At 45.9% G+C, this 16735-nt stretch carries 11 protein-coding genes; all 11 read right to left on the bottom strand.

Going from position 1 to position 16735, the window contains the following annotated elements; genetic code table 11:
* Nucleotides 1-172 precede the first annotated feature (172 nt).
* Nucleotides 173-2200, bottom strand: a complete 2028-nt coding sequence (locus AB4Z45_RS11960) for a glycoside hydrolase family 2 TIM barrel-domain containing protein (protein ID WP_441909469.1) — start codon at nt 2198-2200, stop codon at nt 173-175.
* A 31-nt stretch (nt 2201-2231) separates the two neighbouring features.
* Complete coding sequence (locus tag AB4Z45_RS11955) at nt 2232-3038, bottom strand: glycoside hydrolase family 16 protein (RefSeq protein WP_441909467.1); 807 nt, start codon at nt 3036-3038, stop codon at nt 2232-2234.
* A gap of 83 nt (nt 3039-3121) precedes the next feature.
* Nucleotides 3122-4057 carry a carbohydrate ABC transporter permease gene (locus tag AB4Z45_RS11950; RefSeq protein ID WP_076270923.1) on the bottom strand — a complete coding sequence of 312 codons (936 nt, stop codon included), beginning with the start codon at nt 4055-4057 and terminating at the stop codon, nt 3122-3124.
* Between the two features lie 13 nt (nt 4058-4070).
* A complete protein-coding gene (locus AB4Z45_RS11945; RefSeq protein ID WP_083682581.1) occupies nt 4071-4931 on the bottom strand; it encodes a carbohydrate ABC transporter permease in 861 nt (286 codons plus the stop codon).
* Nucleotides 4931-7186 (bottom strand): DUF5696 domain-containing protein, encoded by a 2256-nt coding sequence (locus tag AB4Z45_RS11940; protein WP_441909465.1) that lies wholly within the window; start codon nt 7184-7186, stop codon nt 4931-4933. The genes AB4Z45_RS11945 and AB4Z45_RS11940 overlap by 1 nt, the downstream gene beginning before the upstream one ends.
* Entirely contained in the window at nt 7173-9212 is a 2040-nt protein-coding gene (locus tag AB4Z45_RS11935; RefSeq protein ID WP_441909464.1) for a YIP1 family protein, read from the bottom strand. The genes AB4Z45_RS11940 and AB4Z45_RS11935 overlap by 14 nt, the downstream gene beginning before the upstream one ends.
* Before the next feature lie 11 nt (nt 9213-9223).
* Nucleotides 9224-10105: a carbohydrate ABC transporter permease gene (locus tag AB4Z45_RS11930; protein ID WP_076270926.1), complete on the bottom strand. Its 882-nt coding sequence runs from the start codon at nt 10103-10105 to the stop codon at nt 9224-9226.
* Between the two features lie 3 nt (nt 10106-10108).
* Nucleotides 10109-10996, bottom strand: coding sequence for a carbohydrate ABC transporter permease (locus tag AB4Z45_RS11925; RefSeq protein WP_441909462.1), 888 nt, complete (start codon nt 10994-10996; stop codon nt 10109-10111).
* Nucleotides 10993-13965, bottom strand: coding sequence for an extracellular solute-binding protein (locus AB4Z45_RS11920; protein ID WP_441909461.1), 2973 nt, complete (start codon nt 13963-13965; stop codon nt 10993-10995). Before AB4Z45_RS11920 ends, AB4Z45_RS11925 begins: the two co-directional genes overlap by 4 nt.
* A gap of 82 nt (nt 13966-14047) precedes the next feature.
* Nucleotides 14048-15463 (bottom strand): ABC transporter substrate-binding protein, encoded by a 1416-nt coding sequence (locus AB4Z45_RS11915; RefSeq protein ID WP_441909460.1) that lies wholly within the window; start codon nt 15461-15463, stop codon nt 14048-14050.
* Between the two features lie 201 nt (nt 15464-15664).
* Nucleotides 15665-16684 carry a LacI family DNA-binding transcriptional regulator gene (locus tag AB4Z45_RS11910; RefSeq protein ID WP_441909459.1) on the bottom strand — a complete coding sequence of 340 codons (1020 nt, stop codon included), beginning with the start codon at nt 16682-16684 and terminating at the stop codon, nt 15665-15667.
* Nucleotides 16685-16735: the final 51 nt, after the last annotated feature.

The raw sequence follows: 16735 nt of genomic DNA, 5'->3' as shown, positions 1-16735 counted from the left end.
CTTAGGTACGTGACTGCCTGCAAAAAAGATTCACATCTGTCTTGCTCAGTATGCCATACTAACAGACCGATCAGCAAAACAAAGCGAGCCTATAGAATGATTACTATGGCTCGTTTTTTGAAGTTTTAGCTAAAAGGATAACGCCCTATGTTAGAAAAAATTCTTCTTATGTCTATTGCGATTCACGCTTTGGTTGATGAATAAACCCACCCTCGAATGCGGTGTACCTAGCATAATCCTGACTCAGCGCTTCTCCAACCGGCTTCATCGTCTTTCTATCCATATGATAGATCCCGAACGTATCAATCCAATTGTTATGGTTCACGTACCAGTCATACATAATCCAAAAATCGATGCCAACGAGAAAACCATCACTTCTCAGCTGAGCCTCTCCATCTTCAGATATGACCGCTCGTTCCATCAGCGCCTGCAGCGTTTCCTTATAGGTTTTCAGCTGCTCTGCCGCCATCGTATCCTGATCAGAGGACCAGTGCCCAAACTCGGTATTCCATATCGGCTTGTCCGGCCAAAGCTCATGCGCTTTTTGCAGAAAATCTTTTGTGCCTTCATAATACGTACTGCCATGGAATATGCCAAAATACATCGTCCAGCCCGCCACATCCAGCGGTTCCATGGAAGGATCATGCGCACCTGGCTGGTCTGCTGCCGCACTTTGGGTCGTGAGACGTCCATCCGCATAATTTTGTTTCAGGTCCTTCACAAGACGTTTGTTGTAAACCGTTCGCAGCTCTACCTCAACGGATTCATTTTGCGTGCTCCACATCAGAACGGAAGGAGAGTTGTATTGGGAGAAAATCATCTCCCTCCACATTTGATCGGAAAGCCGCTTTTGCTCCTGTGCCTCAAAATGCTCACGAGTGAATTGCCAAAGCGGAATTTCACTGACAGTTGCAAGTCCGAGCCGATCCGTCAATAACGACGTGTATGCATGGTTCGGGTAATGTGCCGTTCTAACAAAATTAACATGCATGGACTGCCTCATTTGAACCAAATCATCTCGAATTTGCTTCCATGTCGCAGACCGCCCTGTATCCGGCCATTCCTCATGGCGAGCAACGCCGGCAAGAAATGCTGGACGTCCGTTCAATAGCAGCTTTGTACCTTCCGTCGTAACTGTACGTATGCCAAACTGCGACGCATAACGATCCAACTGGGCAGTACGGTCCCCATATACAACTGCAAATTCCGCTACATACAGCTCTGGCTGCCAAAATGCCCATAAGCGAGGCTCTTGAATATGGACAATTACTTCCATCACCCTCGTCTCATAAGGAGCTAGTGCTTCCGTCCAATTTAAATCGCCCGTCCATCTTGTTTGCTTGCCTTTAATATCCGCTGCGAGAGGTGAATTTAAGAATGCATCGGCTTCATGATCCGCATCAAAAATTTGCCCGCTAACGCTCACCTCTACAGCATCTGCTCCACGGTTTTCCAGAACTACACTAAACTTTACACGCCCCTCAATATCGAGCGGTACGATGTTTACTCTTGGTATATGGCATTTGGCAGTTCCGCTAATGTATAAGTCATGGATCACACCGGTGTAGTTAAAAAAATCCGTTCCTGGTGTTGCCGGTATGATATCCGCTCGGCTTCCCCAAGGCGGATTATCGATTCGAAGCGCAATCGTGTTCGCTTCACCAATCTTCACAAAAGGCGTCAAATCAAGTGCAAAAGGGGTAAAGCCACCCTCATGATAGCCAACCCACTGCCCATTGACCCAAACGTCAGCTACATAGCTAATCGCGAGCGCATGCAGTGTAACTGCTTTATTTACCCATGCTGCATCGAGACAGAACGTCCGACGATACCATACGCCGTCTTGATACGTTTCGCTGGAGCCTGCTTCCTCTTTCCCGCGAATTTCATTTTCCGGAAAGGGCAGCTGACGCTGCGCCCAAACAGAATCATCAAAGTCGACTTCAGTACGGCCGCCAGCTTCAAGGAGGACGTGCTCGAACCACCGATCATTGCGCTCGGACAATGAGAAATCATGATCCGCAGCAAATCTTTCCTTCTTCCACATGCCCTTCAAGTCAAGCTTCAAACGCTGCTGAGCATCAAATGACGGTACAGGAATGCCATTTTGAAACGGGACTGCCACTCCGCTTACCTCGCGCAGTTCCATCGTCGTTTGAATCATGTTCATCTTTTCTTGCTGTACCAAACGAAGATCCATCGGTTTCTCCTCCAATTCACATCTATCATTCCTATTTCGCCGTATCGTTTGCCGTCTCATAATTTCCGTCTGCCGGCTGATACACCCGAACGTACTCCAGCTCGAATGTTTGCGGGAAAACCGTCGTCTCATCTGGATAACCCGGCCAATTGCCGCCAACGGCCAAATTCAGCTGCAAGAAAAACGCACGATCGAAAGGTGCAGGGAATGGCTCGTTATCCGCTGCCTCATCCTTGCGCGTGAACCATGTCGTTGTCTGATAAAACTCCTTATCGTCGACGTACCACTTCATCCCGCTTGGGGTCCATTCCAGAGCAAAGTCATGAAACGCTTCTGCGAACGTTCCATCTTCCAGACTTACTTTCCCGCCTCGATAAATGTGAGGATTGCCCATATGCAAAGTACCATGCACCTGCTCAGGCTCGTGTCCAAGATACTCCATAATGTCAATCTCGCCGCTGCTTGGCCAGCCGCCGTATTTCTCCATGTCCGTCGGCATCATCCATATGGCAGGCCACATTCCTTTGCCAAGCGGCATCTTAGCCCGGAACTCGAACCGGCCGTACGTCCAATCTGCATGGCCCTCCGTAATTAATTTCGCGGACGTATACGGCTTGCCCCAATGCTCCTGCTTCAACGCTTTGATGACTAGCTTGCCGTCTTCAATATAAGAGTTGGCCGCATCCTCTGTATAAAACTGATCTTCATTATTCCCGAAGCCTGATCCTCCGGTTACATGCTTCCACTTGGTCCAATCGATTTCTTTGCCGTCAAACTCATCGTTCCATACGAGCTTCCACCCATTTTTCTGCTGCGGAGCTTCTTTTTTATTTTCCATGCTGCACCCCATTATTAATAAGATAATTGCTATAAAAACACTCAAACTCTTGCAAAGTCTCTTCACCCAAGCTCCTCCTCCTCCTACTCACCGGTAATACCAGCCCGATCAACGCCTTCCACAAACCAGCGCTGAAGCACAAAGTAGAGAATGAGCAGCGGTGCAATCGTCAGCAGCGTTCCAGCCAGCTTAATCGCTTCATTCAACTGACTGCCAGGAGTGCCCGGCGGGTACACCTTATTGTAGCTGTCCGTAAATTTTTGCAGCTCCAGCGGCAATATGGTCAGTTCGTTTCCGAAATAAAGACCCGCTAAATACGTTTCATTCCAGTACCATACAAATGAGAAAAGAAAGACGATAATGATTGCAGGAAGCGCCATAGGAACGGCAACGCGGTAAAAGATTTTCAAGCTGCCCGCTCCATCAATTTCCGCAGCCTCCTCCAGCACATCCGGTATGCTTCTAAAAAACTGATAAAAAATGAGAATAAACAATGCGCTTTTTAGACCCTGCCCGAGAATGGCCGGATATATAAACGTCTCCAGCGAGCCGAGCAGCCCGTATTGCTTAAATAAAAGGTACGTCGGCATCATCGTAATTTGCGGCGGGATAACAAAGGTTACGAGCATGAGCACGAACAATATCTTTTTAAAAGGAAACTCGAATCGAGCAAAGCCATAGCCGATAACGCCCGCCGATATCGTTTGCAGCAAGGCCGGAAGGCCTGCCACCCCAATCGTTTGCAAAAGTGTTTTTTCATAATCGAGCACGTTCAGCGCCTTCGAATAATTCTCGACATACAGCGTTGACGGAATCCACTTGATCATGGAGTTGACCAAATCATCCAAGCTCATGAAGCTGTTCACCAGCATAAATAACATCGGATACAAATAGACAAAGCCGATCGCGATCAGAAGGAGATATACTACAGCCTTGAACACAAATCCGTCGTTTTCTCCCATTCCGAACAACAGCTTACGGACTTTGCTCGCAGCGACTAACGTCTGTCTTTTCCACATGCAGCTCTCCTCCTTATCGTTTCTTCATTCTGAGCAGTCCAGTCCAAATCGCTAGCACGATCATGATAATGATGAAATAAATCCATGCAATCGCGGTTGCGTAACCGAATCCGGTAATGGTGCTGAACATATTGTTTTTGATCAGAATAATAATTTCATTAAGCGCAAACGTCGATACGTAAACGATCGTATAGATTACATTTACTATCACTAGCGGCATAAGCACTGGCAGCGTCACTTTCCAGAAGGACTCCCATGCCGACGCGCCATCGATGCGAGCCGCTTCATACATGGATCGGTCTACCTTTTGCAGCCCTGCTAGGAAAATAAGAATCTGAACGCCGGAGAACCAGAGGACCATAATGATTTGCTTAAACAAATACAGAATAGGCTCCGCAATAATCGGGCTCAAGCTGTTCTCAATCATCGTGAACATGCCGTACTGCTCTATATTCGGAATGGAGGACGCACCCTGGCTAAGCAGCTCGTTAATGACCGGCCCGCTCGTTATAATGACTGGCAGGAAAAATATCGTCCGAAACATGCCGCGAAATTTGATCTTCTGATTGATTAATAGCGCAATGATCAATGAAAAAACGATAATGATCGGTACGTTCAGCATCATTTCCATAACATAATTCAATATTTTCTCTACAAACACGGGATCAGAGAAAAATGCATAATTGAAATTTTCAAAGCCGATATACTTTGTTTTCACGCCGACAGGTGTAATTTTCACTTGATGGAAGCTAAGAAATAAGGAGTATAGCATCGGATATAAAGTAAAAACAAAAAATCCTACGATCCATGGCGACACAAACGCCAGACCGATAATCGCCTTTCTACGTTTGTTGGTCATTATGATTTTGGCCATCAGCGGTTCACCTCGATTACTTGAAAGCCTTTTGGCGGAACGCTAACGCCTTCCCATTGATAGTCGCGATTCGTGTAATTCACGAGCACTTCGACTCCGTTGTCATAAGAAACCTTAACAATGCCATCGCTTAGACGCTCATGGTTTTGCATCTTCGCACCTATTGTCGGCTTCAGCGCATCATCTAAAATGCGATAAGTCTCCGTCATCGAATCACGCCAATCCTTATATGCAGACGTGTAAACATCATTCGAATTAGTATGCTTCAGCTTATATGATGTCTCATGCGTCAAATAATAGGATGGATAAGAACCTGTTTCGATCATGCGCAGCAGGCTTGCCTGCGGATTAGCGAAGAAGTTACTGTAAGGGGCAAAATAATCCTTATAGCCCTTCAGCACCATTTGTACGAATGGCACCGTTTCACTGATATAAATATATTGCGATGACTCCATCGGCACGTCTAGCACTTGATCGGCATAAGGAAGCATATAATCATTTGGCGCATACATGAGCAAGGATGGAATGGCATCCGACAAACCTTGCATAGCAGCTTTATAAGATTGTGCTGTTTGGCTGCGGCTTGAACGGCTTTTGCCGGCCATCTCGGAGAATAACACAGAGCCCGTCTCATCCACAGCAATTCCGCTTACGTTCTGGCTCACATATTGCTTTGTATTTTGTTTAACCAGCTTGCTCGTGGCTTCGGCAGATAAGTAATAGATAGTCTTGTATACTTCCTCATAGGTTGGTATCGTCAAAATTGACTTATCGATTTTTTTGGCGGCATCCGTCTGCGCAGAGAATCGTTTGGACGCTTCATTACCCGTCGTAAAGTCGCTGTACAAATGAAGCGGATTTCCACTTTCCCGAAGCGATGCTGCGAGTCGCTCGAAATCCTTCTTCGAGCCAAGCGCCGACTCATATTTCACGGGCGATGGATTCGTTCCTGAATACCCGCCTTCATTCCAGCCCTTATAAACTACATTCACATTTCCGATGCCATTTTTCTTCATATCTCCAAGCATCTCTTCCAGTTGAGATACCGTCGTCATCGGAATAAGTCGCTTGGCGAACATGCCATTTTCAGTTTCAGCGCCAAGAACATCCATTTGCAGAGGAATCGCTGTGTCTGCTTTCCCCTTATCTCTCACAAGAATAGATTTCTCCTCCAGATATGCTTGATACGTCTTGGCCATGCCAACATAACTTGCGTCCTTGCCGTTCAAGAACGTATAACGAATTTGAATATCCTCTGGATTGCGAGCCTTCTCATAGACGATGACACCGCCAAGTGACCGGCTCGTTGGCTGAAGATAAGACTCTCTAGATAGAAATTGTGCCGTCGTCCAGTTGTATGGCGTATTGACTCCATTCGGATATGCAACGATTTTGGCATTGTATTGACCATTCTCTACGATGCCGAATAGTCCGTTGCCGCCTTCCGCGTGAACCATTCCGAATACGGGATATTGCACAGTCAGCGGTGGATTTGTGAAAATATCACGGTTAACTGTTTCGATGCCTTCGTTCGTGCCATAAATCTTCGCTTCATAAGGGATTTTGAATTTCCCCTTATTGTCTGCAAGCCGGATTAATGCACCTGATCCGTCTGGAATGAACATATAACCGTCAACTTCACCAGCCTTGGTTGCTCCAAGAAACGGATAAACATATACGGACCCAAGCTTCGTTTTAGTTCCCTCAAGAATGCTTTGCTGCGGAATTCGGACCACCAATTGGTCCTTCTCCAGCGATACATGCAGCTCCATTCCAAGCTTCAGATCATTTAAACGAATAATAGCTTTAAATCCTTTTTCAAGCGACTCGAGGGTTATCGATTTATTCGCTTGAGAGACAAGATCCGTTCGCGTTGCATTCGGCTTGCTCTCCTCGAAATAATCAAGAGACAATCCCGATGCCATGAAATTTTTCCACGATTCATTGGATTCCGTGTCGATGATTTCGGAAGACCACATGTAGCCTGAGCGCTTATCCTTCACTTGAATGGACAAGCTTTGTTCTTTGAGATACAGCTCAAGATGTTCATTCTCCGCCACCTTGCGATAATCGGAGGATAGCTTTGACCCTGCCTCTTTATGATCAGGAAACGCGGACTGCAGCTCCGAATCTGGAATCGCACCCGTCTCCCTGCTAGAGCGGCCGTTACCAAAAAACAGGACATATACGATGGCAATGGCTGCTGCTATGATGACGGCGGTTACAACTGGCCTAATCCATTTAGAGTTCCGCACGTATCATCAGCTCCCGTATGACAGAATAAACAAAATCAAATACCTGATCGAGCAGCACATACACAATAAATGCAACTAAGCTCAGAATCAACATGCCAAATAATGTGATCAAAATATTGCGAATCGTCTCGCGGACCGTGTAGTCATGGACTTCCTTCACCATAATAAATAGGAGAACCGCACACCACACGACGATGATGTTGCTTGAGAAGCTGTACAGGAACGCGTCATTGTTCGTCAGTACATTCGAGACGATGACGATGATAGGGCTGAACAACAAGTACGGTGCCAAAGCATAAATGGTACCTTTGTACACTTCAGAAAATTTGCCCTCGCCTTCATTGATTGTACTCACCAAGTAATTCGCAATGATCCATAGTGCAATCGGCGCAAATACTTTGGCAATCTCCTTTAACAAAATCAGGCTGGAAGGCTCCACGTTATTGAATATAAAGCCGGTGTAATAAAGTGCAAACACATACTCGGCAAAGAAAAGCACATACAAGAACGTCGCGGACCACAGGGATACCTTCCGTTCCTCCTTGATGCCATAAAAGCCTTCCAACGGGCTTTTAATAAATCGGGAAACAAACATTACATGCCGAATAAACGCTGCAGAGAAAACTTGCTCTTTCAACCGAATGACGGAATGAAATACTCCTGTTTTCCGATGCAGCCAGCGAACCAATATCCGCAGCACGAACAAAGTAATTCCGACATACAGCACATAAATCAAGTTGTTTTGAAGCCAGCGATTGCGAATTTCCCAGAAGGCATTGGAATACCCCTCCTTATCGTTCGCAATAACATATTCCTCGATCGCTTCTGCATATAATTGCTGCTTGTAGTAGGCATCTGCCAGTCCTTTGTGCGCGAGGTCGAACAAGTTGTTTTTGTTCAGCACCTGACTCCACGGCTCACGGCTCTTGACGTAGTGCCCTTCCTTATAAAGCTCAAGCGCATGATGAACCATACTTGTAAACTCTGTTGGCTTAAAGATTTGAATATTATTTCTTTCCTTGTCGACGACATAAATATTTTCGCCTGCATCTACTGCAATGCCAGCCGCATTAATGAACATGCCGATCCGCGACTTCCCATCATCGGGTGCACCGAACGAGAACAGCAAATTGCCCTCAGTGTCATATTCGAAAATAATGCCGGTTTGGCTAATCGTATAAATGTTGCCGCTCTTCGAAATAAATAGATCCGTATACAGCGGATGAAAAGTCATATCCGCAGGCAATAAATTGAAGCCGGAAATATTAAATCGTTTGACAGATCTTCCCTCGTCGCCTTGGGTAATCGTATAAATTAACCCCTTCTGATCAATGTCGATGCTTGTAGCAGAAGGCGGTACATTTTTGAATAACTTCGCTCGCTGTGCATCAGTAAACAAAAACCGCTCCAGCATAATACGAAAGCTCGCTTTGGATTCATTGCTGCCGAAATAGCCAAGAAAATCGCCATTCGAGCTCATCTGCACGACGCCGTTAGTCGATCCCTCGCTTATGATATATACGTTTCCGCGCTTATCGACCGTCACCTTCATCGGCTTAAAAGGATTGTTCTTGCCAAAGAGCGGCGATTCCGGCCTCGCAAAGATTTGCTTTACCGCATGGTCAGCACCAAATTTAACGACTTGATTCAGTCCGCTGTCCGCTGCGTACACATCGCCTTTATGGTCAACGAATACACCAACCGGCGTCTGCAAAACCTCTTCACCGATGACCCGAATGAATTGCCCCTCGTCATCGAGGACGACGATACGATGATTGTTCGTATCTGCAACATAGATGTCGTTGCGCGCATCGATATAAATATCGGAAGGCCCGGAAAACTCAAGATCTCCCACCTTCTCAATTGAACCTGCGGGATGATAAGCATCCTGCGTTCGTACAAATTGCCTGTTATGGTCTTCCGTATAGGTCTTGTAAGGCGCTTCAGCGAGCACCATGGATGAGGAATCAAGCCATAGGAAGACGGCGAGAACAAGCAACAAAACCTTGCCGTTAATGTTCTTCATCGGAGTCTCCTCTATTTCAGTCCTGAATGCGCCATTGTGTTCATCACTTTGCTTTGCAGCAGTATAAAAATGACGAGGTTCGGAACGAACATAAGCAGCGATGCAGCTGCCGACATGCCTTGACCCGCGATGGTGTTGCCGGACCCCGACGCAACCGAGCTCATGAAGAACGATAATGTCTTCAAGCTTTCATCGTTGACATAATAATTTGAAGTCTCGACATTGTTCCATACCGCCTGAAAAGCAAGAATGGCGACTGTAGCAAGCGCGGGCATAATGACAGGTACAATGACCTTCCTGAACACCGTAAATTCACTCGCTCCGTCGATAATGGCCGCTTCTTTCAGCTCCTCGGGCACTTGATCAATAAATTGCTTCAGCAGAAACAGCCCAATCGGCATGGCCAGCAGCGGCAAAATATGAGCAAAATAGGTGTCCAGCATACCGGTCTGATCTACGACCAAGTACCGCGGAATTTGTACCGCGATTGGCACGAACATAAGGGCAAGCGTGTTCACCTCAAACAACACCTTGCGCAGCTTGAATTTCATCTTGGCCATCGCATAAGCAGCCAATGCACTAATAAATACTGAAAAAAACATGACAGAGATCGTTACGAGCAAGCTGTTGAATATAAAACGGCTGAACGGAATACCTGATGTCGACGTCGTAAAAAACAAATCTCTAAAGTTATCAAATGTCGGCTTCTGTACGAGAAAGCGCGGCGGGAATGCAAACAGCTCATCAATCGGCTTGAATGCATGCGAGATGATAAATATGATTGGCAGCATCATAAAAAACGCCAAAGGAATAAGAATGGCATAAAATTTCAGCTGACTCTTGTGGAACTTGGTCGGATTGACTTTTGTACCTTGATAAGACAAAACTTGCACCCCCTACTCTTTCTCACCGAATAATTTCCACGAAAGCTTAGACAGCATATATACGCCGATCAGCAGCACAACAGAAATCGCGCTTGCATACCCCATCTCATAGCGAATGAGGCCATAATCAGCAATATGGTTGACGATCAACTGTCCCGAGTTTTGCGGAGTTGGGTTGCCGCCTGATAGCTGAACGCCGATTTCACCGGCTTGGAAGGTCGTTACAACCGCCATCACAGCGCCAAACAACATCTGCGGCCTCATCGAGGGAATCGTAATATAAATAATTTCTTGAAAACGATTCTGGATTCCATCGATATAACCGGCTTCGTATATCGTTTGATCAATGTTCAGAACACCTGCAAGCATAGCGAGGAAACCAACTCCCATGCTGCTCCATAATGACACGACAATCATGATCGTCATCAAATATTCCGGTGACTGCAGCCACTGTATCGGAGCGTTAATCAGCCCTAAATTAAGCAGCAAGGAGTTAATATATCCCGCTTGGTCACCGCTGAATATAATTGTCCATACGACTGACATCGCTACTCCCATTGTCATCGAAGGAGAATAAATAATAAGGGCAAGAATGGTGCGCGGCTTGCTCGGAACTTGCGCCAGCATCCAAGCAAGCAGGAATGAAATGACATAGCCGCCCGGTCCTACGATCAAAGCAAACTTTATCGTGTTGGGCAGAACATTTTGCATAAAGATTTCATCGTGCGTAAGCAGATCGATATAGTTTTTGAAGCCGATCCACTCCGGCGCCTCTACCGTATTGAAATAAGTAAGGGAGAGGCCTGCCGCTACCACTACCGGGATAATAATAAACGTGCCGAACATCAAAAGATAAGGCGTCAGAAATAGGTAAGCCTCATTAAATCTGCGTGTCTTCATTTTCGCTCAACCCACTTGTCTATCGATGATATGGTCGGAACCGGATACGGCCTGATCATTTTGCCATTCGCATAATAGCCGAACTCTTCCATCTTCCGCATAATTTCACGATTAGTCCGTACTACAGCATCATCAATGGCCGTTCGCGGATTATCCCCGTTAAAGACAACCCTGTTCCAAACATTGCTAATTTCCCGCTCGACCATATAAGCGCCTGGCACGCGAGAAGGTTCTCTCACCCATTTGAACTGCTCGGAAATAACCTCTTTGTCTTCCTCCGGCCATGGTACCTGCTCGAGCGCTTCCAGATTGGCCGTGTTCCACATGAAGGTCATGCCATAGGTAGTCTGCATGAGATTGGCAAATTCGACCTGAACCGGCGTTGACAACCACCAATCGAGGAACTTCCAAGATTCCTCTGCATAGTCGATGCCTTTAAAAATCATTCCCGTCTGTCCGCCTGTCGGCGCCCATCTTGCTACCGTTCCATCCGGCTTCTCCACGCCTGGATGCAGCGCGATCTTCCATGTGTTGGCGATTTCCGGTGCAGCCGCCTTCAATTGAATATACGTATTGAAATCAGATATCCCTACCGGCATTGTGCCGTAACGGAAATGGTGATAGAAATTCGGTACGTCCTGCGGCAAGTTGTAGATCGTAAACAAGTCGGTCATAAACTTCATGCCCTCAAGCGCTTGCTCACTGTCGATTGCGGTGTTCATCCCGCTCTCATCAAACAATTCTCCGTCGAATTGATAAATAAACGGCGTCGTTGCATTAAAAGGCTTGAAGCCTTTGTACTGGGCAAGCGGCTCATAGAAGTTCATGCCAAGCCGCTGCAGCTCAGGCAGCATCTCAACCACGTCCTGCCACGTATCCGGCGGCGACAGCTTCAGCGAATCCAAAATATCCTGCCGGTAAAACAGCACCCAAAAATTTTGCGTTTCCGGCAATGCATATACGCCTTCCTCAAACGAAAATGGAATAATCGCACCTTTGGAGAAACGCTTGATGCTCTCCTCGTAACCAGCGAATTGCCGCAAATCCATAGCCGCATTCCGAATGGCCAGTTCATAGGGAATCCAGTTGCTTACTCCTAGGGCAACATCCGGCTGACGATTGGATGCGTTAGCCAGAACGAGCTTATTCTCGTCCGGCATAATGGACAGCTTAACGGCAATGCCCGATTCCGGCGTAAACTGCTCATCGATCATCTTCTGCATGAGCTCAACGAAAGGCCTTGGGCGATTGACCCAAACCTCCAGCTCACCATTTATTTTGTTTGAGCTGGAATAGGATTGTTTCGTAAAGGATAAGAAAAAGCGTTTAACCGTTTCCCCTGATTTCTTGAAAAAACCTGCATTTGGAGACGGCAGCTTGCCATCCTGAGAAACATAAATCCGGTCAAGTGCAAGCGGAGACTCTGAAATGCTCTGCAAAAGCGTACCTAGCAATTGAGAGGCAGACGCCGACCCTTCAGAAAACAGATTTAGGCGATTGGGCAATTCATTAGGGTCCTTCGCAAGGGATCGCAATTGCTTCGAAGCCAGCTTCAAATTGACAATTTCGCCAATTTCCTTCACCTTCGGGTTAAGCAGGCTAATTTCTTCGAAGCGTTGATCAAGATCATCCGCCCAGCTAGAGAGCTGTTTATCTAGTTCCGGCATGTATTCAAGTAGATTCCAATCTCTATACAAATCTAGTTTATTTCCTGTCAGCTTCTTGATTTCCAGCGTCATGCGGCTGATCTCTCTCATTTTGGCGAAGATATCCTCTGCTAGAGGACGCATATGTGATAAATTCACTGTCATGCTGAGCGTATGCTTGCCCTTCGTCATATAAAATTGATAAGGCTTATCCTCACTGCCAAGCGTCTCATTCCGCCATTTTTTCGTATAAGGAAAAGCATAATTGTCCACCTCGCGGAAAGGAACTACGCCATCGAGCTCAATTCGGCGAAACACGGGCAAATCATATTGTGTATTTTGCAAGTATTTCAAAGCAATTTGATAGTACCCATCCTGAGGAACCTCCAGCTCCCACGTCAGCGATTGACCGCCTTCTTCATAGGAACCCGCATCGATCATATTGAGCAGCAGCTTGTTCGTTTCGTAGGGCGTCACCTTGCTATCGCGTGACGAGGCTGCTCTGATGGAGGAATCGTTTTTATACAGCAGTTGCTCCGCTTCGGTTATGAGCAGTGTGTCGATGCGCTCAGCACCCGTTTCTTCTGCTGGGAAGCTCATTAAATAGTTTTCATATGTTTGTATTTGGGCAGGGGCTTCTACTCTCACATCGCCAAGCAGCAACTCTCCCCTGGTATTGACTAACGTAACGGTGTTCAAGCCTTCTTTTAATTGAAACTTTAAAGGCTCCATATGAAAATAACTAGAATCCATGGCATATACCTTCTGCCATAACTTCACTTTCTGGGAACGCGGCAGCAGCTCGTTGCCATAACGATCCCACTTTTCTGCAAGAGGTTTGTTCTCCCACCTGCTAGGAAACAAAATATGACGGCTTTCATAGAACGGGTATTGTCCGTTGATTTGCAAATAACCCTCTGTGGGCAAAATGCTGTCATCCAGCATGTAATAATCAAACGCTAGCTGATATAACCCCGTTTTTTCAACATGAATGTCGAACGTGATCTTTGCGTCTTTATTCCAACGAAGTGTCTCCTGACCGTAATTGAAGCTATCTTGTAGAGAGACTAGTAATGCTGCGTTTTCCACATCTTTGGCAGGTGAAACGATGATGTTCGCGTTTGGAATGATAGGAACCTCAGACCACTCTTGAAGCTTTTCTGAATAGGTCTTCTCCAGCAGATTAAGCGCATCCGCTGAGCCTTCTGCCTTGGGCGCTGCCGCTTGCTCCGATTCAGCTTGTACTAACGATCCCGGGAGTCCGCTAGCAAGAAGAGCTGCAATCATCAAGCATATCAGTAAGATTTGATAAGTTTTTTTCATGGTCTCTTCCCTGCCTATGCTTCATTAATGCCGCAGATGCGAAAGATCATAAAGCTTCTCCCGCATCTACGGTCAATCTGTATTATTGACTTAATCTTTGCAGCGCTTGACCTACGAACTCATTTGCTTTGTCTTCCATTTCTTTCGCTTTATCAGCAGGCTTCAATTCACCGTTTGCGAACTTCTCATATATTTTTTGTTCATCGGATGCCCAAGCACTGAATTCTCTCCAGCCCGGAAGAACCTTGTTATAATCTGGAACAGCATCGCCGAGCAATCCAATGGCTGCTTTCGCACCGTCTAGCTTCAGCTCGCCCGTCAGCTTCTCCCATACCTCAGGGAAATCAGCAACTGGGAATTTATCGATGTTGATGTTCAATTCCTTGTTCAGCTCAAGACGCTTCAGCCAGCCATCCTTGCTCCATGACATAAATTTCATCAGCTCATAAGCAGCTTCTGGATGTTTGGTTGTGGAGGATACACCGATATAGTCAAGGACTACAGGCATCTTTTGTCCCGCATTGCCAGCTGGGTATGGATAGAAATCTACGACGCCAGCTCCCGACTTTTCCATTTCCGGCGGCAAGGAATTCATATTCCAAGAACCGTCAATTCCGAGTGCTACATGCCCTTTCTGCAGCGGCCAAGCTCCTTCTTCGCCGAATACTTTTGTTTTTTCTTCGCCAGTCATTTTTTCTTCCACTTTCAACCTGCGAAGCTCAAGCTGTTGGTTGTAGCCATCGATCCACTGTTGATTCGTGAAATGGAATTTCTCACCGTCAAATGTGTTGTAGCCTAGCGCACTATCATTCGCCATTGGCCAGTGTTCATTGAAAGATAGATTGCCCCACGGGCCTGAAATCCCATAAATATGTTCCGAAGGCTTGGATACCTTCTTGGCGATGTCGATCATCTCTGTAATGGTCCAATTATATCCAGGAAGCGGAATGTTGTTTTTCTCAAGCAGCGTTTTATTCACATAGACACCCATAATAAACTGGAAAGTAGGCGATGCTAGGCGCTTGCCGCCATAAACCGCTTGCTTCGCAATATTCGGATAAATAGCCTGCGTTTCCTCATCTTGATCCCAATATGGTGACAGATCGAGCAGCCATTCGTTCTCTACGCCTACAGGTACACTTTCTACCCAGAACACGTCAGGCAATTTGCTCGCGCTGGCTGCTGCAGTCAACGCATCTGTCCAAGGCCAGTTGATCGTTTCGTCTTTCTCTACTGTAATATTCGGATATTTTGCCATGAAGGCTTTCATCATTTCGCCTTCCATCTTCGGGTCTTCCCAGCTTGCAAACTTTAATGTAATTTTCTCTGTTTGCCATGATGGCGTCTCTTCTGCCTTGGTATTGTCCTCTGTCGGCTTATTCGTAGCAGTAGAAGTAGATCCTTCATTTGTTTTGTTGTTCCCGCCTGAACAGGCAGCTAATACGGTGACGAATAACGACAATACCAGTAATAATGAAAATATTTTCCTACTTTTCATTTCACTATCCCCTTTTTTCAAATGATATATGGATACACTTGCATGTACCTAAGGTTAGGCATTACTTTTTTGAAAACGATTTCATAAATGGTTGCTATCGCATACGAGAACATGGAAGTCGTGTCTCTTGTATGCAAAGCGGCTATATTTTAAAATGGTATCGATTTCATTTTATTAAAAAGAGATTTTCATAATCTGAAATTATGATTGCACTCTTTTATAATTAGAAGAAGCACGAATGCACAGCTGAGAATCAACAACGACAATACGCTCATCGTCGTCCGCCATCTCGCCCTTAATTTTCTTGATAAGCATTTCCGCAGCAGCATAGCCCATTTCAATCTTTAATTGATTAACCGTGCTAAGCTGAGGCACCAAATATCTCGAAACTCTTTCATTGTCTACGCCAAAAACAGCTAGATCCTGAGGGATTCTTACATTCGCTTCTCTGCACGCGGCATAAATGCCTAATGCCATCTCATCATTGGCAGAAAAAACAGCTGCGAACTTCTGCCCTGCATCCCAAAGGCGCTTTAAAGCTGAGTATCCGCCTCTTTTGTTGAAATCGCCATTTTCCACAAGCTCTGGCCGGAACGGAATGCCGTGTTTTTCTAATCCTTTGATGTAGCCTTCCAGACGATCCAAGCTATCGATAGCATCATTATAGCCGCTTATGAATGCTATATCTTTGTGCCCCTGCTCGATGAGATGCTCAACCACGTGCATGGCAACCTCTGTCGTATTCGTTTGGACGTTATAAATTCTGGAATCCAGAATGCTGCGTCCAATAGATCCTATAACATAACCTCTGTCGAGCAGCTCCATAACCGTCTCTTTCGGCAGTAACGACTCAATTAGGATCATACCGTCAACCGTTCTGTTCGTTAGCATTTGAAGATAACCGAGCTCAATTTCTCTGCTGTTTTGGGTATCGCAGATAATGACTTTAAATTTCTCCAAATGCGCCTTGTTCTGAATTCCTTTTACTAAATTAGAGTAATACGCAACCATAATATCAGGCACAATTATTCCAATAGTAAACGTTTTTTGCTGACGTAGATTTTTGGCTGCAGCATTGGGAACGTAATTCATTTGCTCAATAACCATGAGAACCTTTTCCCTCGTTTTGTTCTTAACGAGCGGGTTATTGTTTAACACGCGCGAGACAGTAGTCGGTGATACCTTTGCCGCTTTAGCTACATCAACGATATTAACATCCATAAGATTCGACCTTTGCTATAAATTTTGTCAGATATAAACAAATAAAGCGCT

The organism is Paenibacillus sp. MCAF9 (assembly GCF_052114265.1).
Classification (GTDB): Bacteria; Bacillota; Bacilli; order Paenibacillales; family Paenibacillaceae; genus Pristimantibacillus.
The sequence above is the reverse complement of the archived record's forward strand: the minus strand, read 5'-3'. Positions and strand labels throughout refer to the sequence as shown.